Here is a 24453-nt window from a genome sequence, read left to right on the forward strand (position 1 = left end):
GCCCGTGGAGCCGCCCGGGTCGTCGCGGTCGGCCGCAACGCCGCCGTTCTGGACCGGCTCGCCGGGGTGGACCCACGCGTGCGGACCGTGGCCTTCACCGGGGACCGGGCCCGCGACGCCGCCGCGATCGGCGAGGTGGACGTGGTGATCGACGCCCTCGGCTCCGTGCCCGGCCCGGAGCCGACGCTGACCGGCTTCGACGCCCTGCGTCCCGGCGGGTCGATGGCGCTGATCGGCGGGGTGAGGCAGGACCTGCCGCTGCCGTACGGCGACGTCATGCGCCGTCGGCTCACGGTGCGCGGCTCGTGGATGTACCCGCCGGAGACGATCCTCGACGTGTGGCGCATGGTCGCCGCCGGAACGCTGGACCTGGACGTCCTGGCGCCGCGCACGGTCGGCCTGGACGACCCGGCCGGCGCGATCAAGCTGGCCGCCGGGGCGGCCGGGCTGGAGTTCGCCGTGCTCGTGCCGGGCGCCGCCATGCGTTGACATGGAACGGCGGCGATCGGAGGATCCGAAATATGCCTCTTTTGCCTGGTAATCCCGAGTCGGTGTTCACCTATGGCGCGCCGCAGCTGAAGTTCGGTGCCGGTTCCTCCGCGGAGATCGGCTACGACCTCGGCCAGTACGGGGCGCGGCGCGTTCTGGTGGTCACCGACCCCGGGATGGCGGCGACGGGCGGGCCGCAGCGGGTCGCCGAGCAGATGAAGGCGTACGGGATCGAGGCGGAGGTCTTCGACCGGGTGCGCGTCGAGCCGACCGACGCCTCGATGGAGGAGGCCGTCGCGTACGCCCGCGAGACCGGTCCGTGGGACGCCATCGTCGCGGTCGGCGGCGGGTCGAGCATCGACACGGCGAAGGCGATCAACCTGCTGACCACCAACGACGGTGAGCTGGCCGACTACCTCAACCCGCCGATCGGCGCCGGGCGCGCCCCGGCGCGTCCGCTGAACCCGCTGGTGGCCGTGCCGACCACGACCGGTACCGGAGCGGAGAGCACGACCGTCTGCGTGCTGGACGTCCTGGACCTGCGGGTCAAGACCGGCATCAGCCATCCGCGCCTGCGGCCCACGCTCGCCGTGGTCGACCCCGAACTCACCCGCACCCAGCCGGCCGGGGTCACCGCCTCGGCCGGCATGGACATCGTCTGCCACGCGCTGGAGAGCTACACGGCCCGGCCGTACGACTCCTACGAGCGCAAGCGGCCGGAGGAGCGCGTGCCCTACTGCGGCGCCAACCCCGTCGCCGACATGTGGTCCGAGCGTGCCCTGGGGCTGATCGCCCGCTCCTTCCGTACGGCGGTGCGCGACGGCGACGACCTGACGGCCCGTACGGAGATGGCCCTCGCCGCGACCTTCGCCGGGCTCGGCTTCGGCAACGCCGGCGTGCACCTCCCGCACGCGGACGCGTACCCGATCGCCGGCCAGGTCAAGGACTTCCACCCCGAGGGCTACCCGGACGAGGAGCCGATGGTGCCGCACGGCATGGCCGTGGCCCTGACGGCGCCGGAGGCGTTCCGGTTCACCTTCGAGGCCGGCCCGGACCGGCACGTACGCGCGGCCGAACTGCTCGACCCGGATCTCGACCGGAGCGGCGACCCGTCGGAGTACCTGCCGACGGCCCTGCTGCGCCTCATGCGCGACATCGGCCTGCCGAACGGCATCGGGGCGACCGGCTACACCGAGTCCGACGTACCGGAACTGGTCGCGGGCACGATGAAACAACAGCGCCTGCTGGCCACCGCACCACGCGAGGTGACCGAGGAGGACATCGCGGGCATCTTCACCCGCTCCCTCGCACTCTGGTGACCTCGGCGGCCGGCCCGAGCCGGGCCGGGCCGGTGTTCATGAACGCGGTGCTGGTCGGTTCTTGCGCCCGACCCCGGCGTACCCCCACGCGTCCTCGGGGCGTTCGAACGTCAGGTCGCCCTCCTCGGGACGCCACTGCGGGAGGTAGACCAGGCCCGGCTCGAGGATCTCGAAGCCGTCGAAGAACGCCTGGACGCTCGCGTGGTCGCGTGGCCGGCCCGGCGCCGAGGTGCGGGAGTACAGCTTCTCGATGGCCTCGCCCACCTGCGGGGCGCGGCCGTCATGTGTCGCGTGGGAGATGACCAGGTGGCTGCCGGGCACCAGGGCGTCCGCGAGCCGCCGTACCAGGTCTCCGGGGTGCTCCTCCTCGGTGATGAAGTGCAGCACCGCGACCAGCAGGAGCGCCACCGGCCGGTCGAAGTCGATGAGCCGCTTCACGTCGGGGTGGGAGAGGATCACGTCGGGCTCGCGCAGGTCCGCGTGGACGATCGTGGCCCGGTCGTTGCCGGTCAGGATCGACTTGCTGTGCGCGATCGCGATCGGGTCCGTGTCGACGTACACCACGTGGGCGTCCGGGGCGGCAGATTGCGCGATCTCGTGCACGTTTCCCAAGGTAGGGACGCCGGACCCGATGTCGAGGAACTGTCGAATTCCAGACTTGACGAGAAACCTGACCGCCCGGCCGAGAAACTGCCGGTTCGCGCGTGCGGCGTCGCGTGATGTCGGCTCGATCGCGGTCAGTGCGCTCGCGACGTCCCGATCGACGGCGAAATTGTGCGAGCCCCCGAGAAGGGCGTCATAGATCCGGGCCACGTTGGCGCGCTCGACGTCCACTTCCGGAGGTGCCCAGCTCTCGTGCTCCACGTGCCCGCCATTCGTGTACCGGTGCCATGGTGTCGGCCGGAATGCTGACAGAACGTCCGGCCACCGGTCAGCCTAGATGCTGGCACGGCGCGGGTCGATGGGTGCGCGGCATATGCGAACATAGTTCGGCAAATACCGGAGTAGGACGATTTTCGGCGCTGATGCGCGCTGAGGAGGACCGAGTGACCATCCCCGGGCTGAGTGCGCTCGTCACGTTAGGCGTGGCGGCGACCGGTCAGGTGCTGCGCTGGAGCCCGGCCGCGGCCGAGCTGTTCGGCAGGACGGACGCCGAGGTGCGCGGGCACGACCTGTGCGACGCGGTCCTCGGCGGCGAACACCGCGAGGCGTTCGACGCCGCCGTCGCGCGCGCCGCCGCCGGAACGGCCTCGGTGACCTTACTGCCCGTACGGCTGCCGGGCGGGGACGCGGTCCCGGTGGAGTTCCGCTGGGAACCGGTGACCGAGGCCACCGGCGAGGTCACCGTGGGGATCAGCGCGCTGCCGCACCGGGACCCCTCGCCCGACGAACCGGACCAGACGGTGTTCGGCATCGGCGCGACGCTGGACCTGCGGCAGACCGCCCGCGAGCTCGCCGACGCCCTCGTCTCCCGCCTCTGCTATGGGGCCGGCGTCTACCTCCTCGAACGCCTCCTGGTCGACGATCACCTCCCCTCGTACGAGGACAGCGAGTCCCGCGTCGTCGTACGCCGGATGGCGCTGCGCGTCTCCGACCGGACGCAGCTCGAGTGGTCCTCGGCGTTCCCCGCCGACGAGGTGATCGCCTTCCCGGTCGACACGCCCATCGTCCGCAGCATGACCACCGGCCGCCCGATCGTCTTCACCGGGCTCGACAGCGCGACGTTCGGCCGGTTCAAGAACCGGCTGTCGATCCGGCCGCGCATCAACGACGCGCTGAACTACGACAGCTTCCTGACCGTCCCGCTCATCGCGCGCGGCAACGTCCTCGGCTTCGCCGTCCTCGCCCGCCGGCCCGGCGACCGGCCCTTCGGCACCGGCGAGGGCGGCCTCGCCCGCCGGATCGCCGACCACGCCGCCGTCTGCATGGACAACGGCCGCCTGTACGACCGCGAACGCCGCACGTCGAAGACGCTCCAGCGCAGCCTGCTGCCGGTGGCGCTCAAGACGCCGCCGGGAATGCGGATCGCCCACCGCTACCTGCCCGTCGGCCAGACCAGCCGGATCGGCGGCGACTGGTACGACGCCATCCCGCTGCCCGGAGGGAAGGTCGGGCTCGTCGTCGGCGACGCCATGGGCCACGGCACCGCCGCCGCGCTCGTCATGGGCCAGCTCCGTACGGCCGTGCGCATCCTGGCCCGGCTCGGCCTGCCCCCGGCCGAACTGCTGCGCCACCTGGACGAGATCGCCCAGGAGCTGACGACGGCACAGTTCGCGACCTGCGTGTACGCCCTCTGCGACCCGGGCAGCCGCCTCCTCACGATCGCCCGGGCCGGCCACGTCCCTCCGGTGATCGCGGCGGCCGACGGCTCGTCCCGGATCCTCGACCTGCCGCCGGGCCTGCCCCTGGGCGTGGGGGAGGCCAGCTACGAGGCACTGGAACTGCGAGTGCCGGAGGACAGCACACTGATCCTGTGCACGGACGGCCTGATCGAGAGCCGCACGCGCGACATGGACGCGGGACTGGAGGAGCTGCGCTCCCTCCTGCCCGGCGTGTCCCCCGACATCGAGGGCACCTGCGACACCATCGTCAAGCACCTGCACACCGGCGAGAGCGCCGACGACGCCACCCTCCTGCTGGCCCGCCTGGAGCCCGACCCCGCCGAGCCACCCCACTGACTCCTGCTGGAGGTCTCGGGCGGCCTGAGAGTCAGGTGAGCGGCCCGGCCGGGCACGCTCAGGCGCCGGTGGCACGGGTGAAACGGGTGGCCCATTCGCGGATGAGGTCGGTCAGTTCCGGTGAGTCGATCAGCTCGAACTCCGCGCCCACGATGCCCAGGGCCAGGGCCGGCCAGGCGAGGGACTCGGCGGTCATCCGGAGGCGGCAGCGGCCGTCGCCGTCCTCCTCGACCGTCGCCCACGTGCCCACCCGGGCGCGGACCTGCTCGGCCGGCGCGTGCACGATCGCCTCGACCGTGTACGGCGTGGGGATCGCGTCGATGCCGGCGCGGACGAACGCCACCGGGTCTCCGCCCGGCAGGTCGCGCGGACGGAAGCGTTCGCTCGTGCTCTGCGGGTCCTCAAGCCGGTCGAGCCGGAAGTTGCGCCAGTCCTGCCGGGTCAGGTCGTACGCCACCAGGTACCAGCGGCGGCCGAGCGAGACCAGCCGGTGCGGCTCGACGAAGCGGGCGGTCCGCTCGCCGTGGTGCGCCTGGTAGGAGAATCGCAGGCGCACCTCGTCGCGGCACGCCTGGGCCACCGTGGTGAGCACGCCCGAGTCGACCGTCGGGCCGGTGCTCCACACCGCGGGCACCGCGGCGGCCCGCAGCGCGTCCACGCGTCGGCGCAGCCGGGGCGGCATGACCTGGACGACCTTCGTGAGCGCGCGGATCGAGGACTCCTCGATGCCCGCGACCGCGCCCTGGGCGGCCGCGCGCAGGCCGATGGCCAGCGCGATCGCCTCGTCGTCGTCGACCACGAGCGGGGGCAGCGCGGCGCCCGGCGCGAGCTGGTAGCCGCCGTCGACGCCCCGCTGGGCCTCCACCGGGTAGCCGAGTTCGCGCAGCCGGTCGACGTCGCGGCGCAGGGTGCGTACGGAGACCTCGAGGCGTTCGGCGAGCTCGGCGCCCGGCCAGTACCGGTGGGTCTGCAGCAGGGAGAGCAGCCGCAGGGTCCGCGAGCTCGTGTTCGCCATGGTCTCCATCATGCACGCGCCAGCGGTCAGAAACCGGCCGCTATTCGGGAGCCGTCTCCGTACCGGCCGATTCAGGACGGGATCGGTATGTCGACGTCCAGAGACGTGCCGCCGCCGGCCGGGCTGATCACCTCGATCGTTCCGCCGAGCGACTCGATGCGGTCCTTCAGGCCGGCCAGGCCGGAGCCGCGGGCGGGGTCGGCCCCGCCGATGCCGTTGTCGTCGATCCGTAGCCTCAGCGTCCCCTGCTCCAGTGCCAGGCCGATGTCGACGGCGGACGCGTGGGAGTACTTCGCCACGTTCGTGAGCGCCTCGGACACGGTGTAGTAGATCGCGACCTGGATGTGGTCGGGCAGCGGCCGGTCGACGCTCATGTCGAGCCGGGCCGGCACCTCCGACCTCTCGGTCAGCGACTCCAGGGCGCGCCGCAGGCCGCTGCGTGACAGCGCCGCCGGATGCAGGCCGTGGGAGATCTCCTTCAGGTCGTCCAGCACGCTGTCCACGCCCTTGACCGTCCTGGCCAGCTGGGCTCTCAGCTGGTCCTGTTCCGGCGTGATGATCGCCTGGGTGTCCCGCAGCTCCTTGCCGAGGGCGGTCAGGCGCCGTTGCGGCCCGGTGTTCAGGTTGTGCTCGATGCGGCGCCGGGCCTCGTCGGCGGCGGCGACGATCCGCGCCGAGGAGGCCAGCAGCTCGTTCCGGTTCTCGGCGTTGGCGATCGCCGTGGCGAGGAGCTCGACGAACTTCACGAGGCGGTCCTCGGTGTTGTCCGGCGGCGGCCGCTCCCCGCGCGAGAACACCGCGATCATGCCCCACAGGCGCCCGCCGACCGTGATCGGGGCGCCCACGACGTACCGGATCCCGTTGCGGCGCGACCAGGCGCCGATCGGACTCGTGGACGTGTCGGTGTTCACCCGCGCCGGTGCGCCCGTCTTGGCGACCTGCCCGGCGGCGCTGTCGGTGCCGAGCGGCCAACGGCCGTTCTCCGGAGGCAGGATGTCCGGGGCGCCGGGGGCGGTCCAGTAACCGACGGAGGTGGAGGTGAGCGCGGGATCGAAGCGGTTGATCACCGCGTACTGCGTGCCCTGCACGCGGCCGAGCTCGCTGGCGACCGCGGTGAAGATCTCCGTCGGTGACACGCCACGGGCGATGAGCGTCGCCGTCCGGCGGAGCGCGGCCTGTTCCTCCACGACCCTCCGGAGCTGTCGCCGGTCCGCCTCCAGCGATCCCGCCATCACGTTGAACGTCCGTTCGAGCACCCCGACGTCGTTGTGCGACACCTCGGGGATCCGCACCGACAGGTCGCCGCCGGCCAGGTCGCCGGCGATGGCCGCGGCACGCCGCACCGGACGCAGGATGGCGCGCGTCAGGTATCCGGAGAACAGCAGGAGGAGCAGGAGCGCGCCGCACGCGCCGGCCGCCGCGATGGCCGTGGCCCGGGTCGCGTCGGTGCTGGAACGATTCTCGTGCGTCTCGACCAGGTCCCGCTGCGCGGCCATGAAGCGGTCGAACTCGTCGCGCAACGGCTGGAGGCGCTGCTCGCCCTCGGCGATCGTGGCGAGCTCTCGTGCCGAGGCGGGCTGCTGCCCGATCGCCGCCAGCAGCGGAACCGAGTAGTCCCGTACGTACGCCTCGGTGTCGCTCACGATGCGGCGTGCCTGTCCGACCTGGGCCGGATCACTCCGGGCGGTGAGCTGTTCCAGCCTCCGGCCCTCCTTGACGGCGTCGCCCTGGGCGTCGGCCACCGGTGCCAGCAGCCGCCGGTCACCGCTGATGATGAACCCGCGTACGTCGGTCTCCAGGTCGGTCACCAGCCGCTCCAGCCGGTTCGCCGAGGTCAGGACGGCCTTGGACCGGTTCGCGACCGAAGTGGAGTCGCGCAGGTCGATGATCACCGAGAACAGCAGCGCGTACGCCCCGATGGCGAGCAGCATGACGACGCCGCTCGCGACGACGATGCGCCGGGTCAGTCCTCGCCGCGGACCGGACGCCGACCGGGCGCGGCGTAGCGCCGGTGCGCCCACTGGTCATCCCCCCGAACAGCCCCGTGATGGCGCGTTCCTGCCTGTCACTCTACGGCGGAGAATGACCGGTTGACGACCGCAGGCGGCTTCCCCGATCAACCGGTTGACCAGGCGTTTCTCCAGCATCAGGGGTGTCACGGCGCGCCCTGGCCGGCGGTCAGCGCCGGAGGCGGCTCACGAGCGCCTGGAAGCCGTCCCGCCGGTACCACGCGATGATCGCGAACAGGACGCCGTACGACGCCGGCAGCAGCGCCCACGCCGGAGCGAGCACGAGCAGCTGGGTGAGCACCGCGCCGATCATGAGGCCGATGAGACCGATCGCGGCGGGCGTGGCGAGCCGCGGGATGAGCAGGCCGATCGCGCCGGAGGCCTCGCAGGTGCCGGTGAGGTAGCGGAACCACTGGCCCCAGCCGATCTGGTCGAAGGTCTCCACGGCGTCCCGCTGGCCGGCGAACTTGGGCGCGGCGGAGGCGATCAGCAGGAACGCGGCCAGCAGGATCTGGACCGCCCACAGCGTGCGGTGCACGGCCGTACGCCGGTCCGTCGTCGTGGCGGGCGTCGTGAGGGGCCGGGTGCTCATGTCTGTGTCCTCTCGTCGAACGGCCGGAGATCGTGTCTCGACCCGGCCTCGTGCTCACGCGTCGAACGAGGGACGGCCGGATCGACACCCTCGCCTAAATTTCTTTCGGAGACTTTTCCGGGCGGAGGTGTCGATCCGGCCGGGTCCCGTTCGACGCGTGGGTGAAGGCCGGGATCGGACACCGGCCGTGACCGCCTCGAACACGCTTCGAGCACGCAGAAGGAGACAGGCGAATGCGATTCCTGCTGATGACCAAGGGCGACGAGTCCTCCACCGGCAACCCCCCGGACGAGAAGCTGATGATGGAGATGGGGCAGTTCATCGAGGAGATGACGAAGGCGGGCGTGCTGCTCGCGACCGGGGGACTCGACCCGAACGGCATCCACATCAAGAGCTCCGGCGGCAACGTCACGGTCACCGACGGGCCCTTCGCCGAGGCCAAGGAGGCCGTCGTCGGCTTCGCCCTGATCGACGTCCGGTCCCGGGAGGAGGCGATCGAGCTCTCCAAGCGGTTCTGGTCGATCGTCGGCGACGGCGAGGGAGAGATCCGGCAGGTCTTCGGGCCCTGACCTGGGCGGCATCGGTCCGGTCCGGTGTATTCCGGTGCGGTCATGTCTGCCCAGGTCAACCCGCCTTTCGGGGTCTTGTGCCTGGCAGTCTTTCGGGTCCCTTAGGGTCCGTTCGGGTGCAGCCCGCCCCCTCTGACTGACGTGTTGATGACAAGGCGATGACCGCATTTCGCCCCTGTAGGTAGGGAGTCCTGGCGCTGTCGGGCAGGCGGCGCGCTGCGGAGGGGGACCGGGGCGGCCAGTGGTCTGGCTTGCGGTGAGGGCGGGGCGCTTAGCCTTGCCGGGCGAACGGGCTCGGCTTGCCGCTGCCCGCAAAATCCGAGTGAGCGCTCCCGCAGGAGGCTCGCCGCAAGCCAGACGACTGGACGTTTTGGGCCACACGTCAGGGGTAGCGCGACATTTAGGCAGTGCGGACGAAGAACCAACAGCCGAATGTCTCTTGGAAGGGACTGCACGTCGCGGTAGAGCAAGCTGTCAAAGGTGATTGCTAATCACTCGCGCCGCAAGTGCACATGTGCTTGAACGTTTCCCGGTTCATCAAGGTCGCGTGGTTGGGGTTGTCATGATCATCATTCACGGCTTGCCCCTTTCGAAGTAGGTGCCGAACCATCGAGTCTGCCGGGAGCCGAGTGAAGTCGTCAGCGCTCAGCGCAGAAAAATGCACTTTTGAGGAGGTCGGATAGTTCGTGCCTCGTACGGGCACAAGCGCCTGCGGGGTGTGCTGCGATGTGTGGCGCTCCCCAGCGGCCGGGCCGTCGGCCCGGCCGAGGACGGCGCGGAGCGCCGCCCGCAGGCCGTGGTCCGGCGGTCCCGTCCGGCTGTGTGCATGGCGATTCGCGGGTGGTGGCGCGCGCCCGTTAGGGCGCGTGTTCTTGACCTGTGTAGGGAAATTCGTAACACGCTCGATGCTGGCCTCGCGTGGCGCGGACGTGGTTTGTGGGTTCATGCGGCGTTCCCATGGTTGGTGTCCTCCTTCGCGGGTGTGGGTTGGGTGCGGGCGTGGGCGAGCAGGGCGGCGAGGGTGTAGGCGGTGTCAGGGGTGATGCGGCCAAGTTCGACGGTCCCGACACCGAAGGCGTTGACCTCGGCGCGTAGGTAGGGAACGGCGTCGGAGAATCCGAGGGTCCGTAGCTCCTCTTCGAGCGCGGCGGCGGCGCGTGCGGCGTGTGCCCAACTTCGGACGTAGGCGATGCCCTCGGTGAGGATGTGGGCGGGTTCTGCGGCTTGTGCTGTGCTGTCTGGGGGGTCGTCTGGGTCCACCGGTGATCGGGCTCCCTTCGTCTGGCCGGATTCGCATCCGGCGCTTTCCGGGGAGTCGCACACGGTGGCATCCCCGGTACCGTCGGGCACCGGGGACCTGTCGGGTTTCCCATCCGGGCCGCCCCTGTCGTCCGCCAAGATGAGTGGGGTGGCCCGGGCCCCTACCAGGGGTGTGTCGGGCGTTATCTTCCTCCGCGATTTCTCAAGGTCGTGTTCTTCATGAGGTATCGGCGCATGGCGCTGTAGCTGACGCCGAACTCTTCAGCGACGCGCCGGATCGGCCATCCCTGCTCATAGAGGCGTACGGCGTCTTGCTCGCGTTGTTGCTGGTCGTTCGAACCGGTGGATTGGGACGCCACGGCCGCGACGATGTCGGCGCGGCGATAACGACGATGGCCACCTGGGGTGAACAGCGAGGCGAGGATTCCTTCGCGTGCCCATCGGGCGATCGTGGTGGTACGAACGCCGAACATCTCGGCAACTTCACGCGGTCGGAGCAGGTCATCATCGGGAGAGGGACCGGAGTAGGGCACGAGGGGGCCGATCTAACTTGAATACGGGGAGAGGAAGACATGCGGCGCGCTGTCACGGCTGGTACGCGGACGGCTTGCGTGCGACGCCACCCAGAATCCGCACGGTCGTGGGGAACCCAATCCGGCCCGGCCACTGGGAGACGTCCGCCACACCGGGACGGAGGAGTTCCAGCCCGTGGAACCACGAGGTGATGTGCTCGGCGGGACGGAAGATCGCCGGCGCGGTGGCGTTGCGGTAGGCGTCTTGGATCCCCGCGATGACGGCGGGATCGGTGTCACTGGAGGTCACCGCGGACAGGGCGAGGAAGCTCCTGGCGGCCATAGCGTCGGTGAAAGCTCTGATGATCCGTTCCGGTCCTTCGGCATCGGGGATGAAGTGCAGGACCGCCGTGCACAGCACCAGGACCGGCCGCGACAGGTCGATTACATGGTTGAACACGGGGTCAGCCAGGATCGCCCACGGCCTGCGGACGTCGCCTTGGACGATCGCGTAACCACCGAGTGAGGCTTCCGCGCGCTGGTGGCTCAACACCACCGGATCGTTGTCCACCCCGATCACACGTACGTCCGGGTTGGCGGCGCGGGCTACCTCGGCAACGTTAGGTGACGTCGGGATTCCCGTGCCCAGGTCGACCACCTGGTCGACCCCGGTATTGACGCACTGCTGGACGGCGCGCAACGAGAAACTACGGTTCGCCCGCGCCAGTCGCGGCGCGTCGGGGAAGACATCAAAGACCTTTTCGCCCGCTTCCCGGTCGGCGGCGAAGTTGTCCTTGCCACCGAGATAGAAGTCATAAACGCGCGCCGGGGTCGCCGTGTTGACGTCGAACGCGGGCGCTGAGCTGGAGTGATAGCACATGGATGGTGTTGTTCTTTCTGGTCAGGGCAGTGATTCCACGTGCGCGCCTGAGTCGAGGGCGTCAGGCATGATGGGTTTCAGGCCGTCGATGAGCGTGGGGCAGTGGTGAAGCTCGGCGCGCCGCATCGCCTTGCGCAGCTCACCGGACGTCGGCTCATCGAGGACGAGCGGACCGAGGGTGAAGAGGCTGAACGCCGTGAACGTCCGATGCCAGGCAGACCACATCACGAACCAGCGACGGTGTTGCTCCTGGATCCGCCGGGCCTCCTCTCGGCGCGCGACGTCCTTCGCCTTCGGTTTGGACCGGCCGGACCTGGCACAGCGGGGCAAGGAACTGACGGCGGCCCGACCGGTCGATCTCCGGGCGGTGATCACGATTACTCGCCCGCACTGGAAGACCGAAGGCCCAGGCGTTCGACCACCAGCCGGGCCACCTGAGCGGACTCGGTGACCGGATGAGTCTCCTTGACCTCATGCCACAGGAAGAATTCTCCCGGCCGATCAATCGAGAGTGCCAAAGGCTCCGGCCCGGAGATCACGATCGCTAGCCGAGTGTCCGTCGAATCGAGGTCCAACCCCAACTCGGTCAACCGGCGAAACAGATCAGAGAGTGCTTCAACCTCAGGGTTTGAGCGCTCTTCCGGCGGTCCGGCTGCCGTCTCCTCTTGGTGTGAGCCGAGCGATGTCATGATGACTTCCCCGTTTCAGATCGCCGGATGGTGATGTGTTGCTCGATGACCTGGGCCGCTCCCACCGGATCGGAGACGGGGTGCCGGTGCTGGCCATCCCACCACACGAAGTACTCCAATAGGTCATCAACCGTGACCGAAAGGGGCATTGGGCCGTATACGAAGGCTGCTGGCCGCGCGTCGCCCATGCCCACGCTTAGGGGCAGCTTGGCCAATGCGCGACACAACTCGGCGATGAGGTGAAGTTTTGTCTGAGACCGGAGCCCGTCGGCCACGTCGTCGGCGGCGGCAAGGAACTGCTCCGCGATGCGCTCTTTCGAGGTCTTCGGCATGGGTCCTCCCTTCGCCTAGGAGGCAACCGCATATCGGGGCCGGTTCACCACGCGTGCGTACCGGGCGGGTGTGTGAACAGGGGGGCGTGCAAGAGACATTGCCGCTCGTGTGTGCGCTGTCGCACGTGGCACACTGACGGGAGTTTGGAGACGCAGAAGGCGGGATGATGGCGCAACGACCGAAGCAGACAAATCATCAGCTCGCCGGCCTGATCTCAGAGGCGAGGTTCTCGCACAAGGGTCTTGCAAAGCGCATCGTGGATCTTGGAGAGGTCCGGGGGTACCGGAACCTGCGGTACAACCACAGCTCGGTGGAGCGCTGGATTCGCGGTGAGCGGCCACGACCGCCGACTCCGAGTCTTCTTGCAGAGATTTTCAGTGTCGCGCTCGGCCGTCCGGTCTCCTCAGCAGATCTCGGGATGGCACACGAGCGGCTTCCGGACCAAGCGGCGCTGGAAATGTCTCAGACGCCTTCGGACGCGGCTCGGGTCGTTCATGGCCTTTCAGCGAGCGATCTTGAACAGCGACGCGTGCTCATCAGGTCCAGCTTCGATCTGGTCGCCTACTCATCTACGGCGCTTCGCTGGCTTGTCGCGCCCCGCACCACCCTGGCACCCGGCAAGGGAACCCGTAATATCGGTATGGCCGAAGTAGAAGAAATCCGGGAAGCGACGGGAGCCTTCCGAGTACTTGACAATCGACTCGGCGGCGGACGCATTCGCCCGACAGTTGTCGAATATCTTCATACAGATATTGCGCCACTTTTATTTGACTGTCGATGTACGGATAGCGTACGGCGGCAATTGTTCTCGGCTGCGGCCGAGCTGGCCCAACTGGCGGGCTGGCAAGCGTACGACCTGGAAATGCAGGGCCTCGCACAACGATACCTTGTTCAAGCACTCACGATGGCGCGTTTTGCCGATGACGAGGCGCTGGGTGGGGAAATCCTCGCCGCCATGAGTCATCAGGCAATTTATGTAGCCAGACCGGACCAAGCGATTGACATGGCACAGGCCGCCCAACTGGCAGGGAGGCGCGCGGGGCTCTCGATCCTCCAGGCCGAAGGTATCGTTATGGAGGCGCATGGCCACGCACTACGGAAAGATGCCGGGTCATGCTCTCGGGCTCTTCGACGGGCCGAGACGGTATTCAGTCAGGCAACCGCAAGTGAGCCGCCCGCATGGCTGAGCTATTTTGACGAGGCATATTTTGCAGCTAAAATCGCACACTGCTTCCAGGCGCTGGGCCAGGGTGTGCAAACCGAAAAATATGCCCTCCGGTCGCTCGAAATGGACCCACGATACATTCGTGGCAAGGCATTCAACATCGCCCTACTCGCCATCGGATACGCCCTGCAAGGCGAGCTGTCGCAGGCATGTGTACGGGGACGCGAAGCAGTCGACCTGACGGGAAGCTTGGACTCTGCGCGAGCAATCACGTACATCCGCAACCTACTGGCTCAGCTCGCACTCCACGAAGGCGAGGTCGAAGTGCGCGAGTTCAGGTCCTATGCGGAGGCGAGGCTGCCCGCCCTGCGGCGGCATGGATGACACCGATAACGGTCGCCGCGCCGAGAATCTCGCCACGGCTGATCATGTCCTGGGCTTCGTCGATCGGCACCCATCGCACCTCTTCGGCTTCGTCAGCCTCGGGCCTGCCCACGAGATCGGCACCGCGCGCTACGTAGACGTCTTGCGGGGCGTCCGCTGAACCGATTGCCGGTTGGAAGGTGAGGAGGAAGTCAACCTTGCGCGGACGCCACCCCGTCTCCTCTTCCACCTCACGGGCCGCGCCAGTGGGGCCGTCCTCGCCCGGATCGAGATAGCCGCCCGGTACCTCCCAATCCCACTTGTCGACGATGAACCGATGCCGCCAGATCAACAGGATGTGCGTACCCGGTTCGTTGAGTACGACCGTCATGGCACAGCGCGGCATCCGGAATACGTATTGCTCAAAGTGCTTCCCATCCGGTAGCTCGACGCTGGCAATCGAGAGACGGATGTGCGGGTTTTCGTCAACGAGGCGCTCACCGTGGATTGTCCACCGCGTCTGCTCAGAGGGGGCTTCATTGGTCACAGAGAGACGCTATCTGGTACGCGTAGGAGGGCGGTCATCGCTCCCCGGATCCAGGTCTTGCCACAGCTGTGGTCAGGCGGGCTAGAGGTTGTAGGCGAGTTGGATTTGGTCGGCGCGTTGGCGGGTTTCTTCGAGGATGAGTGGGTGATCGGCGGCGGTGTCGGTGGTGGTGCGGAGGGTGATGAGGAGTGGGGTTCCTGGTGGTGGGGTGAGGGTTTGGGTTTCGTCGCCGATGGGTGCGCGGGCGCGTACGTATTCGGTCCATGCGAGCCTCTGGCCTTGCTCGGTGAAGTGGTCGTAGACCTGTTGTGTGGGCGGTGGGTGGGGTTGTCGACCCATGGGGTGTGTTCGGCGACGCTGAAGGGCATGTAGAGCCGGTGGTAGCGGCGGATGCCGTGGTGTTGTTGCAGGGCTTCGCGGGTCAGCATCGGCTCGCCGGGGGGATGGCGAGCAGCTCGGCGTGGTCGGCGGTGGCGTTGGTGCGGTAGAAGGTCGGTTCTTCCAGGTCTCGCCAGGGGCCGGAGCTTGGGGTGACGCGCTTGGTGTGGGTCGGGGCAGCGTAGGGGGTGCGTACGAGATTGCCGTAAGGGCGGCGGATCTCAACGGGTCCTTCGGCGACGAGGGTCTTGATGCCGTCGCGGATGACGGGGCGGGAGACGCCGTATTCGGTGGCGAGGGTTTCCTCTGAGGGCAGGACCTGCCCGGCGGGGTAGGTGCCGTTGAGGATCTGGGTTCGTAGGTCGTCGGCGACCTGTCGCCACACCCGCAAGTCCAATCGCGTCGTACCGCTGCCTCGGGTGGTCGCTGACGCGCTGCGGGAACACCGCGCGCTGGTGCCTCCGGCCGAACAGGACGTGATGGGCAGCGACGGCGACACTCTCCACCGCGCGGCGCTCGTGTTCACCCGCGCTGACGGCACGGCGGCCTACGCAGAGAAGCTGCGGAAGCCCTTCGCCAAAGCACGCAAGGCGACGGGGCTACCTGCTTCCGCCAGGCGATCGGCCAAGCGTTCTCTGACACTCCAGCGCTGGCGACGGCTGCCTGATCTGGGCAGCAAAGCGGGACTCAATGCGCTGAACAGGTAAAATATGGAGCGATGACAGGATGTTGACACGCAAGCAGCACAGCATGGGCAACCATGCCGTTGACCTGCATCGATACCGTCTCAAGCTCCGCACAGCCTTCCATCCGGCAGGTCTTCGGGCCCTGAGCCGGGCAGTACTGTGCTTGCCGCGGCCGCGATGAGGCCCGCCGGGGAAGGGCTGTTGCGCGAGGGCGGTGAGCCAGGAGTGCCCCCGCTTGACGGTTCGGCCGTCGATCGCCCAGGTCACGTGGTCACAGACGACGTGGAGACTGTTGGAGCCACCGTGCTGTTCGCCGGCCTCGGCCGCGCTTGCGCCCGGTCGGCGGGGATGCTCTGATCGGTCGCGTGACCGCTTCGGATGTCCACCACGCGATCGACGCGGTGTGGAGGCTCGAGTCGGCGCGGATCATCGCCGGCCTGATGCGGATCGTGCGCGACGTCGGCGTCGCCGAGGAACTCGCACAGGACGCCCTCGTCGTCGCCCTGGAGAAGTGGCCGGAGTCGGGCGTCCCCGCCAACCCGGGCGCCTGGCTCATGGCGACCGCGAAGAACCGGGCGATCGATCGCGTCCGCCGTGACATCCGTCTCGAGAGCAGGCAGGAGCAACTCGGCCACGAGCTGCGGACCGAGCAGGACTCCGCCGAGGACGAGGTCGATGCCGCGCTCGACGACGAGGTCGGCGACGACCTGCTGCGCCTGATGTTCATCTCCTGCCACCCGGTGCTGTCCACCGAGGCGCGCGTCGCGCTCACGCTCCGCCTGCTCGGCGGCCTGACGACCGACGAGATCGCCCGGGCGTTCCTCGTGCCGGAGCCGACCGTCGCCCAGCGGATCGTCCGCGCGAAGCGGACCCTGGCCAAGAAGCAGGTCCCCTTCGAGGTCCCGCCGGCGGATGAGCGCGCCGCCCGGCTGTCCTCGGTGCTGGAGGTGCTGTACCTCGTCTTCAACGAGGGGTACTCCGCCACCGCCGGCGACGACTGGATGCGCCCGGCGCTGTGCCGGGAGGCGCTGCGCCTGGGCCGGATCCTGGCCGAGCTGGCGCCGGACGAACCCGAGGTGCACGGCCTCGTCGCGCTCATGGAGATCCAGTCGTCACGCGCGGCGGCGCGTACCGGCCCCGACGGCGAACCCATCCCGCTCCTGGAGCAGAACCGCGGTCGCTGGGACCGGCTCCTGATCCGCCGCGGCTTCGCCGCGCTGCTCCGCGCCGAGAGGATCGGCGCCCCGCTCGGCCCGTACGTCGTGCAGGGTGCGATCGCCGCCTGCCACGCGCAGGCCGGGAGCGCGGAGGAGACCGACTGGGCACGGATCGCGACGCTCTACGGGGCGCTCGCCCGGCTGACGCCCTCGCCGGTCGTCGAGCTGAACCGCGGGGTGGCCCTCGGCATGGCGTTCGGCCCGGCCCGGGGGCTGGAACACGTCGACCGGCTCGCCGGGGAGCCGGCGCTCGCCAGGTACCACCTGCTGCCGAGCGTGCGCGCCGACCTGCTGGCCCGGCTCGGCCGCGCCACCGAGGCGCGTTCGGAGTACGAGCGCGCGGCCTCGCTCACGCGGAACGCGCGAGAGCGGACCCTCCTGCTCGAACGCGCCGCCGCGTGCGCTCCGTGACGTCGCGAGACCCTGCCGTCTTCGCAGGCCGCCGTCACCGCGTGGGAACGCACACGCGCAGCGTGGTGCCGTCGCCGGGCGGACTCCTGATCTCGACCGTGCCTCCGACGGCCTCGACGCGGTCCCGCAGGCCGATCAGCCCGGACCCGCACGCGGGGTCCGCGCCGCCGATGCCGTCGTCGTGCACCGTCAGGTGCACCTCCCCGTCAGTCGCCGTCAGGGTGATCCGTACGCAGGAGGCATGGGCGTGCTTGGCGGCGTTCGTCAGCGCCTCGGACACGACGTAGTAGATGGCCACCTCGGTGCGTTCGGGCAGCCTGTGGTCGACCTGCAGATCCGTCTCGACCGGGAGGGACGAACGCCGGGCCAGCGCGGTGATGGCGGACACGATGCCGCTCCTCGTCAGGATCGCCGGATGAATGCCGCGGGAGAGCTCCCGCAGCTCCTGTACGACATCGGTCGCCTGGTTCGCCAGCCCCGACAGGCGTCGCCGCAGAGCCGTCTGGTCGCGTGGCACGTCGTCCTCGGCCAGGCGCAGTTCGAGCCCGAGTGCCACCAGCCGCTGCTGCGTCCCGTCGTGCAGGTCGCGCTCGATACGGCGGCGTGCGGCGTCCCCGGCCGCGGCGATGCGGGCCCGTGAGGCGATCAGCTCGTCGCGATTCCGCTTGAGGGAGCGGGCCATGATGTTCATCGAGCGTTCGAGGTGGCCGATCTCCGCCTTCCCCGTCTCGCGCAGCCGTACGTTGAGGTTGCCCCGCGTGACCTCGCCGGCCATCAGTGAAACGCGCCGCATCGGCCGTACGACCCGGCGCGTCAGGTAGCCGCTGAAGCCGGTGATCAGCAGGATCGACCCCACGGCGCCGCCGATGGCGACGAAGACGGCTCGCCGAGCCGCCTCGTGGGAACGCTCGCTCCGTTCCGCCGCGCGTTTCTGTTCGAACCGAACGAAATCGTTGAAATCCGCTCGGAGTGCCTCAACGCGACGTTTCCCCTCTTCGGCCAAGGCGGGAGTCGTCACGGAGACCAGGTCCTGCCGTACGTCGCGGACGAGCGGGTCGGAGTACTGCGTGATGTACGCGCGGCCGTCCCGCGTGATCTTGTCGGCGCGTTCCTCCTGCGGGGAGTACCGGGCGGAGAGTCTGCGCAGCTCGTCGGCCTGGGGTTCGAAGCGGTCCCGCGCGGCCGTCCAGGGGACCAGGAACGCCTCGTCGCCGGTGAGGAGGTACCCGCGCCCCCCGGCCTCAAGGTCGATGACGATCCGTTCGAGGTCGTATGCGGAGGCGAGCGTGCGCTGGGAATAACGGTCCAGCGTGGCGGCGTCCCGCATGCCGGCGATCGCCAGGATGAGGTAGCTGAACACACCGCCGACGAGGAGCGACAGCAGCGCACTCGCCATCGCCAGACGGGCGGTGAGGGACCACCGTCCGCCGAACCACTGTCGTAGGACTCGTGCCCTCATCTCTCCCCCGGCCGGTGAGGGGCCGGCCCGCGTTCGGACGTGGATATCGTCACTCTACGTGCACGGAGGCATCGCGCCGAGCGCGGGGTTGGTCAGGTGGTCTGGGCGATCGCCTGGGGCACGAAAAGGCGCATGGTGCGCACGAGCAGGGCCCCGAAGGCGACCTGGAACGCCACCTGCCCCTGGAGGAGGAAACCGTGCTTGGGCAGCACATAGACCGCGCAGAAGACACCGCTGAGGAACTGCGCCAGCAGCAACCCGGCGGTCCAGCCGTCACCGCCGCTCCAGCCGAGCAGCCGCAGGCCGAGCACCAGTTGCAGCACGAACAGGACGGTGCCGGCCAGGGTGTGCACCCAGTCGAACACCAGGTTCGCGCTGTACGGGGTCAGCACGACGAGTACCGACATGACGGCGAGGCCGTTCGCCATGCGGCGCAGGTAGACCGGTGCGGGCGCGAACGGCGCCGCCGTGCGCAGCGCCGTCCAGATGCAGTACCCGGGGCCGAGGATCGCGACGGCGTACGGCACCACGGTCTGCCGGAAGATGCCGTAGTAGCTGATCCCGTCGTTGGCGCCGAGCCCGTCCGGCTTGAGGGCCACACACATCAGCAGGCCGACGTAGAGGACGGCCTGACCCAGAATGAGACTTCCGACCACCTTGCGTGTCATGATCCCCGATCTCCCCGGAACTGCGCGCGGCGGACTCCAGCCGACTCGGGTGGACCGCTGCAAACTGATCGCAGAACCGAGGGTAACCCCGGCCGGCGAGTGCGGTGCGCCCGGCTGACCGGTTCCGGCCCAGGTCAGCGGGCCGGAAGTCGTCGCCTTGGGTGACCGCGGGGTCACCGGGCGGCGGGGCGCGTCCGGTGGCCCTGGCCTGAACCGGGCTCACTCCGCAGGGGACCAGCGGGGGTCGCGGCCGAGGAGTGCGACGATCTGGTCCATCGCGGCGCTTTCCGGGTCTGCGGCGAGGGGGCGGCGGTAGACGCCGCCGGGTCCGTTGAGCGGGCTGCCGGGGGCGGTGTTGGCGCGGGCGAGCGGCAGTGCGGCCTCGGTCAGCCGGTCCGGCACGGACGGTGAGGTCTGGAGGGCGCGGGCCAGGTCCCAGCGGTGCACCAGCATGTCGACAAGGTGGATGCCGAGTACCCGCTCGGTCGGTGTCGGGCCTCTCCCGGGGAGGTTCACGGTCGGGCCGGTCCGCTCGATGGCGGCGACCCAGCGCGCCGTGATGCGCGCGAAGTCATCGCGGGGGTCGTCGCTCTCCTCGTCCAGGGGCGAGAGCCGGGCCTGGGTCACGGCCTCGTGGCGTTCGTTCATGTGGCGGAGCAGATCCGCGACCGTCCAGCCCTCGCAGGGCGTCGGGTTCGTCAACGCGGAGTCCGGGATCAGGGCCACGTCGTGGCCGATCAGGGCGAGTGCGGTCGCGTCCAGGCGCAGCAGGGCGGTTACGTCCACGGGTTCACTCCCAGGTGTATGGCGAACGGTCGTACGCCAAAACATTAGCGTACGGCCGTTCGCTATAATCCTTCGCATGTCTCCTCGCAACTCGGTGGCCGAAGCGGAGCGGACCCGTACGCGGATCGTGCGGGCCGCGGTCGACGAGGCGTCCCGGCTGGGCCTGGAAGGTCTGACGGTCGGGTCCCTCGCGCAGCGGCTCGGCATGAGCAAGGCCGGGCTGGTCGGCCCGTTCGGCTCCCGCGAGAAGCTGCTCGAAGCCGCCCTCGAACACTCCGGCACGATCTTCCGGTCGGCGGTCACCGAACCACTGGCGGACCTGCCGCCCGGCCGGAGCCGCCTCGAACGGCTGATCACGGCGTGGGTGGACTACCTGGCCGACTGCCCGTTTCCGGGTGGATGCTTCGTGACCGCCGCGTCGTCCGAACTCGACGGGCGCCCCGGTCCACTGCGCGACCGGCTGCGAGACGCCGTCGGCGCCTGGCGTGAACGCCTGGTCGCGGAGGTCGCCGCCGCCCAGGCCGAGACGCCCGGCCCCCACCGGCCGCCGGAGGAGGTCGCCACCACGCTGATCGGACTCTCGATGGCCGTCAACCAGGAGATCCAACTGCTCGAAGACTCTTCGGCCCCGGCCCGCGCCCGGAGCGCGATGCGCCACGCGGCCGGCCTCGACCGATGATGCCGGCGGTGCCCTGCCCGGGTGGGCGGGCCTCGGGCGGGTCCGTCACCTGACCTGGCCGGCGGCCCATTCGGCCCACTCGCGGCGCATGGCGTTGAAACGCAGGCCGTACTCCAAGGCGATCCGGCCGTACACCGAAAGATCGCCCTCGTCCCACTCGATGTCGCTCTCCAGCTCCCGCAGGGCGTTCTCCTCCTGGGTGAAGCCCGCCGCCAGCTCCGTCAGGTGGCTCCGGGCCTGGTCCCGGCTCACCACGCCGAGGAAGAACACCCGGAGCAGCACCTCGCTGCGCACGTTGCGCTGCGGCTCGGTCTCCGTCAGCCAGTGGCGCAGTTCGGCGAGGCCCTCGCCGGTGATGGTGTACTGCTTGCGCCCGCGCGGTCCCTCGGTCGCGATGGTGATCAGGCCCGTGTCGGCGAGTTTGTTGAGCTCGGCGTAGATCTGGCTCTGCGTCGCCGGCCAGACGTTGGCCAACGAGGTGTCGAAGAGTTTCAGCAGGTCATAGCCGCTCGCCGTGCGGTCGACGAGGAGTCCGAGCAGGGCGTGTCGTAGGCTCATGCGGCCAGACTACATTCCAATATTGACATGTCGTGACCAGAGCTTCTACTGTCGACATGTCGAAACAGGAACGTCGCCTCAGGAGCCCACGATGACGTACGTCCGCACCTTCCTCCCCTGGATCGTCTACGCCGTGATCCCCTCCGGCGGCTGGAAGTGGGGAGCGCTCGCCGCCCTCGTCGTCGCGCTCGTCCTCGTCGCCATGCAGGTACGGGCGGGCCGGGGCGCCGACGCGATGATCATTGAGATCGGCTCCACGGTCTTCTTCGCCGTGCTCACGGTCGTCGCCTTCGCCGATCCGCACTCGGGCCTGCACCCCTACTCCGCCGCGCTCGCCAACGGGACGCTCGCGCTCATCGCACTGGTCTCCCTCGCCGTCCGGCGGCCGTTCACGCTCGGCATCGCCAAGCAGACGACACCGCGTGAGTACTGGGACCTGCCCGCCTTCATCCGGGTCAACACGATCATCACGTCGGTGTGGACCGCCTCGTTCGTCGTGGCCGCCGTCGTCCTGGCCGTCGTCGCCGACGCCGCCCACGGCAACGTCGCCGCGACGGTCGCGGTCCAGGTCGCCGCGCTCGTCATCCCGATCGTCTTCACCCAGCGCTACGTCTCTCACGTCCAGGCCAGGGCCCAGCGCGCCTGACCGAGGAAGAACCCCCGAAGAACGCAAGGAGCAAGCCGATGCCCGCAGCGCACCTCGCCGGGAACTACGCCCCCGTCGCCGAAGAGCTCACCGCCTACGACCTGCCCGTGACCGGCCGGGTACCGGACGCCCTGAACGGCTGGTACCTCCGCAACGGCCCCAACCCGCACGACGCCGCCTCCGGCCACTGGTTCTTCGGCGACGGCATGATCCACGGCGTACGCCTCGACGGTGGCCGCGCCACCTCGTACCGCAACCGCTGGGTCCGCACCAAGACCTTCACCGACGGCGCGCCGCTGCGTGACCGGGAGGGCCGCCTCGACCTGGCGGCCGGTGTCGCCAACACCCACGTCGTCCGGCACGCGGGGCGTACGCTCGCGCTGGTCGAGTCGTCCTTCCCGCACGAGCTGCACCTGTCCGGGAGCGCGCCGCTGCCACCGGGGATCTGCGACCTCGACACGGCCGGCCCGTACGACTTCGGCGGACGGCTGACGACCGCGATGACCGCGCATCCGAAGACCTGCCCGGCGACCGGCGAGATGCACTTCTTCGGGTACGGCATCGAGGCGCCCTACCTCACCTACCACCGCGCCGACGCCGCCGGCGACCTGGTCGTCAGCCGGCCCGTCGACGTGCCCGGCCCGACGATGCTGCACGACTTCAACCTCACCGCCGGCCACGTCGTCTTCATGGACCTGCCCGTGGTGTTCGACCTGGAGCTGGCGCTCGCCGGCACCATGCCGTACCGCTGGGACGACGGGTACGGCGCCCGCCTGGGCGTTCTGCGCCGTGACGACCCGTACGGGACGGTCCGCTGGCTCGACATCGACCCCTGCTACGTCTTCCACCCGCTCAACGCCCACGACGACGGCGACCGCATCGTCGTGTACGTCATGCGCTACGCCGAGCTGTGGCGGGGCGGTCCGCGGTCCGGCGGCGTGGCGGAGCGGGCCACGCTGTGGCGCTGGACCCTCGACCCGGCCACCGGGACGGTGCACGAGGAGCAGATCGACGACCGCGTGGCGGAGTTCCCGCGCGTCGACGACCGTCTCGTCGGGCTGGACTCCCGGTTCGGGCACGTCACCACGGATGGCGGGGGCGCGGAGGGTGGCGCGCTGCTCCGGTACGACCTGCGGACCGGTACGGTCGCCGCCCACGAGTTCGGGCCGGGACGCTTCCCGGCCGAGGCGTCCTTCGCGCCGGCCGACGACGTGCCGGGCGGGGCCGGCTGGCTGCTGACCTACGTCTACGACGCCGCGACCGACCGCAGCGACCTGGTCATCCTCAACGCCGACGACCTGGCCGCGCCGCCGGTGGCGAGCGTCCACCTGCCCACCCGCGTCCCGTACGGCTTCCACGGCAACTGGCTCGCCGACCTGTCGGCCGTCCGGCCCTGATGGACTGAGCTTGTCGCCTCGGGCCCGAGTACACCTGTGGTGACGCGCTCCGCCATATGCCGGTATTCGGCGGCTTCGGGGTCGTACGGTGGCCTGTGTTCCCCGTACGGCCCCTGAACGGCCGTCGCGGCCGATGGAGGTGACGCATGGCGCAGCACGTCTGCTCGCTGAAGTTCGACGCCGAGCGGGACGGCGGCTCCCTGTCCGTCGCGTCCGGCGATGCCTACCACCTCGTGCCCTTCCCGTACGGGTCGGCGGAGAGCTACGACCCGGACAACATGCACGCCGAGACGCGCGGCGGGACCCGCCATCCGTTCCCCTCCGACCGGGCGAGCGCGCTGATCTGGCCGGGCCACCAGGCGTGGGGACGGCTCTACGCGATGATCCAGTGGGAGACCGCCTCGGGCGGCGCGGCCACCGAACTGCGCGACCAGTTCGCACGCGACCCGCTGGGCAAGATCGACACCACCTGCACCGAGCACCGCAGGGCCTCACCCGGCATGCAGTGCTTCGCCAAGTCGTGGGCCATCTTCGTCTCCCCGGACGTGCCGCTGGGGCTCCGGGTCGCGCACAACGCCTCCCGGTCGCTGGACGTCGTGCTGGCGGAGTTCAAGCTCGAGTACGAGGCCTGAAACCCGCCCGGAGACTGTCGGACCCCCTCGTTACCGTGACGCGCGAACCGCTCGAACAGACGTTCTGTGGAGGCACGCGTGCGGTACGCAGAGCCGGTGGCTGGCCCCGACGAGGAGATCTTCGAGATCCCCGTGCCGGGAGCGCCACACGGCGTCTCCCCGCAACGAGTCGCCATCTCCTCCCGACCGGGCGTCGGTGGGCGGGCGAGTGCTGACGCATGGCCGAGATGATCCCTGTACGCCCCCGAAGTCGTGAGAACAGGTATGAACGCCACTGACTTTCCGTTTCCGGACGAGGACACCTTCGAGATGCCGGCCTCCTGGCGGCGCGTCGTACGCCGCCGGCGCGGCGGCCCGCCCCGTACGCCGGTGACCGTCGACGGCGGAGCGGCCGCCAAGGTCGCCGAGTGGACCGAGCGTGCCGCGGAGCGGACGGAACGGTCGCTGGCCGACCCGGAGAGCGACCGGGCGCTCGCCGAAGAGCTGCGCGCCCACCTCGCCGGCCACGTCACCCCG

At 69.6% G+C, this 24453-nt stretch carries 28 protein-coding genes; 12 read left to right on the forward strand and 16 right to left on the reverse strand.

The window, feature by feature from the left end:
- A partial coding sequence (locus ACFFNX_RS11960) for a zinc-binding dehydrogenase (protein ID WP_378199478.1) occupies positions 1–489 on the forward strand: 489 nt, incomplete at its 5' end.
- Positions 490–521: 32 nt separating this feature from the next.
- Complete coding sequence (locus ACFFNX_RS11965; protein ID WP_378199481.1) at positions 522–1808, forward strand: hydroxyacid-oxoacid transhydrogenase; 1287 nt, start codon at positions 522–524, stop codon at positions 1806–1808.
- Between the two features lie 36 nt (positions 1809–1844).
- Here ACFFNX_RS11965 and ACFFNX_RS11970 read toward each other — a convergent pair whose 3' ends face one another.
- Positions 1845–2672, reverse strand: a complete 828-nt coding sequence (locus tag ACFFNX_RS11970) for an SAM-dependent methyltransferase (RefSeq protein WP_378199484.1) — start codon at positions 2670–2672, stop codon at positions 1845–1847.
- A 182-nt stretch (positions 2673–2854) separates the two neighbouring features.
- Here ACFFNX_RS11970 and ACFFNX_RS11975 point away from each other — a divergent pair, with 182 nt between their 5' ends.
- Positions 2855–4486, forward strand: coding sequence for a SpoIIE family protein phosphatase (locus ACFFNX_RS11975; RefSeq protein WP_378199487.1), 1632 nt, complete (start codon positions 2855–2857; stop codon positions 4484–4486).
- A 58-nt stretch (positions 4487–4544) separates the two neighbouring features.
- Here the strand turns inward: ACFFNX_RS11975 and ACFFNX_RS11980 are convergent, their stop codons facing one another.
- The 3 genes from ACFFNX_RS11980 to ACFFNX_RS11990 all read right to left on the reverse strand — a co-directional run bounded on the left by ACFFNX_RS11980 (position 4545) and on the right by ACFFNX_RS11990 (position 8102).
- Positions 4545–5501: a helix-turn-helix transcriptional regulator gene (locus ACFFNX_RS11980; RefSeq protein ID WP_378199490.1), complete on the reverse strand. Its 957-nt coding sequence runs from the start codon at positions 5499–5501 to the stop codon at positions 4545–4547.
- Between the two features lie 71 nt (positions 5502–5572).
- On the reverse strand, positions 5573–7522 hold the full coding sequence (locus tag ACFFNX_RS11985; RefSeq protein WP_378199493.1) for a CHASE3 domain-containing protein: 1950 nt from the start codon (positions 7520–7522) through the stop codon (positions 5573–5575).
- A 157-nt stretch (positions 7523–7679) separates the two neighbouring features.
- Entirely contained in the window at positions 7680–8102 is a 423-nt protein-coding gene (locus ACFFNX_RS11990; protein WP_378199495.1) for a DoxX family protein, read from the reverse strand.
- 233 nt (positions 8103–8335) lie between these two features.
- Here ACFFNX_RS11990 and ACFFNX_RS11995 point away from each other — a divergent pair, with 233 nt between their 5' ends.
- Positions 8336–8671, forward strand: coding sequence for a YciI family protein (locus ACFFNX_RS11995; RefSeq protein WP_378199498.1), 336 nt, complete (start codon positions 8336–8338; stop codon positions 8669–8671).
- Positions 8672–9613: 942 nt separating this feature from the next.
- Here ACFFNX_RS11995 and ACFFNX_RS12000 read toward each other — a convergent pair.
- The 6 genes from ACFFNX_RS12000 to ACFFNX_RS12025 form a co-directional block, all read right to left on the reverse strand.
- A complete protein-coding gene (locus tag ACFFNX_RS12000; RefSeq protein WP_378199501.1) occupies positions 9614–9931 on the reverse strand; it encodes a hypothetical protein in 318 nt (105 codons plus the stop codon).
- 182 nt (positions 9932–10113) lie between these two features.
- Positions 10114–10464 carry a helix-turn-helix domain-containing protein gene (locus ACFFNX_RS12005; protein ID WP_378199503.1) on the reverse strand — a complete coding sequence of 117 codons (351 nt, stop codon included), beginning with the start codon at positions 10462–10464 and terminating at the stop codon, positions 10114–10116.
- Positions 10465–10516: 52 nt separating this feature from the next.
- A complete protein-coding gene (locus tag ACFFNX_RS12010; RefSeq protein ID WP_378199506.1) occupies positions 10517–11323 on the reverse strand; it encodes an SAM-dependent methyltransferase in 807 nt (268 codons plus the stop codon).
- 21 nt (positions 11324–11344) lie between these two features.
- The gene (locus ACFFNX_RS12015) at positions 11345–11551 is read right to left on the reverse strand and encodes a hypothetical protein (RefSeq protein WP_378199509.1); all 207 of its coding nucleotides are present in this window, start codon (positions 11549–11551) and stop codon (positions 11345–11347) included.
- A gap of 149 nt (positions 11552–11700) precedes the next feature.
- Complete coding sequence (locus tag ACFFNX_RS12020; protein WP_378199512.1) at positions 11701–12012, reverse strand: hypothetical protein; 312 nt, start codon at positions 12010–12012, stop codon at positions 11701–11703.
- Positions 12009–12344 carry a hypothetical protein gene (locus tag ACFFNX_RS12025; protein ID WP_378199515.1) on the reverse strand — a complete coding sequence of 112 codons (336 nt, stop codon included), beginning with the start codon at positions 12342–12344 and terminating at the stop codon, positions 12009–12011. The genes ACFFNX_RS12020 and ACFFNX_RS12025 overlap by 4 nt, the downstream gene beginning before the upstream one ends.
- Positions 12345–12508: 164 nt before the next feature.
- On the opposite strand from ACFFNX_RS12025, the gene ACFFNX_RS12030 reads away from it, so the two are divergent.
- Complete coding sequence (locus tag ACFFNX_RS12030; protein ID WP_378199518.1) at positions 12509–13894, forward strand: NsdA family TPR-like regulatory protein; 1386 nt, start codon at positions 12509–12511, stop codon at positions 13892–13894.
- Here ACFFNX_RS12030 and ACFFNX_RS12035 read toward each other — a convergent pair.
- The gene (locus ACFFNX_RS12035; protein ID WP_378199521.1) at positions 13845–14420 is read right to left on the reverse strand and encodes an NUDIX hydrolase; all 576 of its coding nucleotides are present in this window, start codon (positions 14418–14420) and stop codon (positions 13845–13847) included. The two genes, ACFFNX_RS12030 and ACFFNX_RS12035, sit on opposite strands and share 50 nt — an antisense overlap.
- Before the next feature lie 421 nt (positions 14421–14841).
- Entirely contained in the window at positions 14842–15183 is a 342-nt protein-coding gene (locus ACFFNX_RS12040; protein WP_378199525.1) for a winged helix-turn-helix domain-containing protein, read from the reverse strand.
- A gap of 34 nt (positions 15184–15217) precedes the next feature.
- On the opposite strand from ACFFNX_RS12040, the gene ACFFNX_RS12045 reads away from it, so the two are divergent.
- Both ACFFNX_RS12045 and ACFFNX_RS12050 read left to right on the forward strand, forming a co-directional pair.
- The gene (locus tag ACFFNX_RS12045) at positions 15218–15505 is read left to right on the forward strand and encodes a hypothetical protein (protein WP_378199528.1); all 288 of its coding nucleotides are present in this window, start codon (positions 15218–15220) and stop codon (positions 15503–15505) included.
- A 344-nt stretch (positions 15506–15849) separates the two neighbouring features.
- Positions 15850–17112, forward strand: a complete 1263-nt coding sequence (locus ACFFNX_RS12050; RefSeq protein ID WP_378199531.1) for an RNA polymerase sigma factor — start codon at positions 15850–15852, stop codon at positions 17110–17112.
- A 34-nt stretch (positions 17113–17146) separates the two neighbouring features.
- Here the strand turns inward: ACFFNX_RS12050 and ACFFNX_RS12055 are convergent, their stop codons facing one another.
- The 3 genes from ACFFNX_RS12055 to ACFFNX_RS12065 all read right to left on the reverse strand — a co-directional run bounded on the left by ACFFNX_RS12055 (position 17147) and on the right by ACFFNX_RS12065 (position 20025).
- Positions 17147–18571 carry a sensor histidine kinase gene (locus tag ACFFNX_RS12055; RefSeq protein WP_378199534.1) on the reverse strand — a complete coding sequence of 475 codons (1425 nt, stop codon included), beginning with the start codon at positions 18569–18571 and terminating at the stop codon, positions 17147–17149.
- A 92-nt stretch (positions 18572–18663) separates the two neighbouring features.
- Positions 18664–19239 carry a hypothetical protein gene (locus ACFFNX_RS12060; protein WP_378199537.1) on the reverse strand — a complete coding sequence of 192 codons (576 nt, stop codon included), beginning with the start codon at positions 19237–19239 and terminating at the stop codon, positions 18664–18666.
- Positions 19240–19458: 219 nt separating this feature from the next.
- Positions 19459–20025 (reverse strand): TIGR03086 family metal-binding protein, encoded by a 567-nt coding sequence (locus ACFFNX_RS12065; RefSeq protein WP_378199540.1) that lies wholly within the window; start codon positions 20023–20025, stop codon positions 19459–19461.
- Between the two features lie 76 nt (positions 20026–20101).
- On the opposite strand from ACFFNX_RS12065, the gene ACFFNX_RS12070 reads away from it, so the two are divergent.
- Positions 20102–20704: a TetR/AcrR family transcriptional regulator gene (locus ACFFNX_RS12070; RefSeq protein WP_378199543.1), complete on the forward strand. Its 603-nt coding sequence runs from the start codon at positions 20102–20104 to the stop codon at positions 20702–20704.
- 45 nt (positions 20705–20749) lie between these two features.
- On the opposite strand, the gene ACFFNX_RS12075 is transcribed toward ACFFNX_RS12070, so the two are convergent.
- A complete protein-coding gene (locus ACFFNX_RS12075) occupies positions 20750–21262 on the reverse strand; it encodes a PadR family transcriptional regulator (protein WP_378199546.1) in 513 nt (170 codons plus the stop codon).
- 91 nt (positions 21263–21353) lie between these two features.
- Between ACFFNX_RS12075 and ACFFNX_RS12080 the strand changes: the two genes are divergently transcribed.
- The 4 genes from ACFFNX_RS12080 to ACFFNX_RS12095 all read left to right on the forward strand — a co-directional run.
- Positions 21354–21908, forward strand: a complete 555-nt coding sequence (locus ACFFNX_RS12080) for a hypothetical protein (protein WP_378199549.1) — start codon at positions 21354–21356, stop codon at positions 21906–21908.
- A 38-nt stretch (positions 21909–21946) separates the two neighbouring features.
- The gene (locus ACFFNX_RS12085; RefSeq protein ID WP_378199552.1) at positions 21947–23305 is read left to right on the forward strand and encodes a carotenoid oxygenase family protein; all 1359 of its coding nucleotides are present in this window, start codon (positions 21947–21949) and stop codon (positions 23303–23305) included.
- Positions 23306–23451: 146 nt separating this feature from the next.
- Entirely contained in the window at positions 23452–23937 is a 486-nt protein-coding gene (locus ACFFNX_RS12090) for a hypothetical protein (protein WP_378199555.1), read from the forward strand.
- Between the two features lie 264 nt (positions 23938–24201).
- The coding region (locus tag ACFFNX_RS12095; protein ID WP_378199558.1) for a hypothetical protein at positions 24202–24453 on the forward strand (252 nt) is incomplete at its 3' end.

Source organism: Actinoallomurus acaciae (assembly GCF_042429965.1).
Taxonomy (GTDB): Bacteria; Actinomycetota; Actinomycetes; order Streptosporangiales; family Streptosporangiaceae; genus Actinoallomurus; species Actinoallomurus acaciae.

Bases quoted from the DNA above. Each gene is read 5' to 3' on its own strand.
- ACFFNX_RS12025 (WP_378199515.1), bottom strand. From the start codon at position 12,344: ATGCCGAAGACCTCGAAAGAGCGCATCGCGGAGCAGTTCCTTGCCGCC.
- ACFFNX_RS12085 (WP_378199552.1), top strand. From the start codon at position 21,947: ATGCCCGCAGCGCACCTCGCCGGGAACTACGCCCCCGTCGCCGAAGAG.
- ACFFNX_RS11990 (WP_378199495.1), bottom strand. From the start codon at position 8,102: ATGAGCACCCGGCCCCTCACGACGCCCGCCACGACGACGGACCGGCGT.
- ACFFNX_RS12075 (WP_378199546.1), bottom strand. From the start codon at position 21,262: ATGAGCCTACGACACGCCCTGCTCGGACTCCTCGTCGACCGCACGGCG.
- ACFFNX_RS12030 (WP_378199518.1), top strand. From the start codon at position 12,509: ATGATGGCGCAACGACCGAAGCAGACAAATCATCAGCTCGCCGGCCTG.
- ACFFNX_RS12010 (WP_378199506.1), bottom strand. From the start codon at position 11,323: ATGTGCTATCACTCCAGCTCAGCGCCCGCGTTCGACGTCAACACGGCG.
- ACFFNX_RS12070 (WP_378199543.1), top strand. From the start codon at position 20,102: ATGTCTCCTCGCAACTCGGTGGCCGAAGCGGAGCGGACCCGTACGCGG.
- ACFFNX_RS12060 (WP_378199537.1), bottom strand. From the start codon at position 19,239: ATGACACGCAAGGTGGTCGGAAGTCTCATTCTGGGTCAGGCCGTCCTC.
- ACFFNX_RS12080 (WP_378199549.1), top strand. From the start codon at position 21,354: ATGACGTACGTCCGCACCTTCCTCCCCTGGATCGTCTACGCCGTGATC.
- ACFFNX_RS12020 (WP_378199512.1), bottom strand. From the start codon at position 12,012: ATGACATCGCTCGGCTCACACCAAGAGGAGACGGCAGCCGGACCGCCG.
- ACFFNX_RS11980 (WP_378199490.1), bottom strand. From the start codon at position 5,501: ATGGCGAACACGAGCTCGCGGACCCTGCGGCTGCTCTCCCTGCTGCAG.
- ACFFNX_RS11965 (WP_378199481.1), top strand. From the start codon at position 522: ATGCCTCTTTTGCCTGGTAATCCCGAGTCGGTGTTCACCTATGGCGCG.
- ACFFNX_RS12055 (WP_378199534.1), bottom strand. From the start codon at position 18,571: ATGAGGGCACGAGTCCTACGACAGTGGTTCGGCGGACGGTGGTCCCTC.
- ACFFNX_RS12090 (WP_378199555.1), top strand. From the start codon at position 23,452: ATGGCGCAGCACGTCTGCTCGCTGAAGTTCGACGCCGAGCGGGACGGC.
- ACFFNX_RS11995 (WP_378199498.1), top strand. From the start codon at position 8,336: ATGCGATTCCTGCTGATGACCAAGGGCGACGAGTCCTCCACCGGCAAC.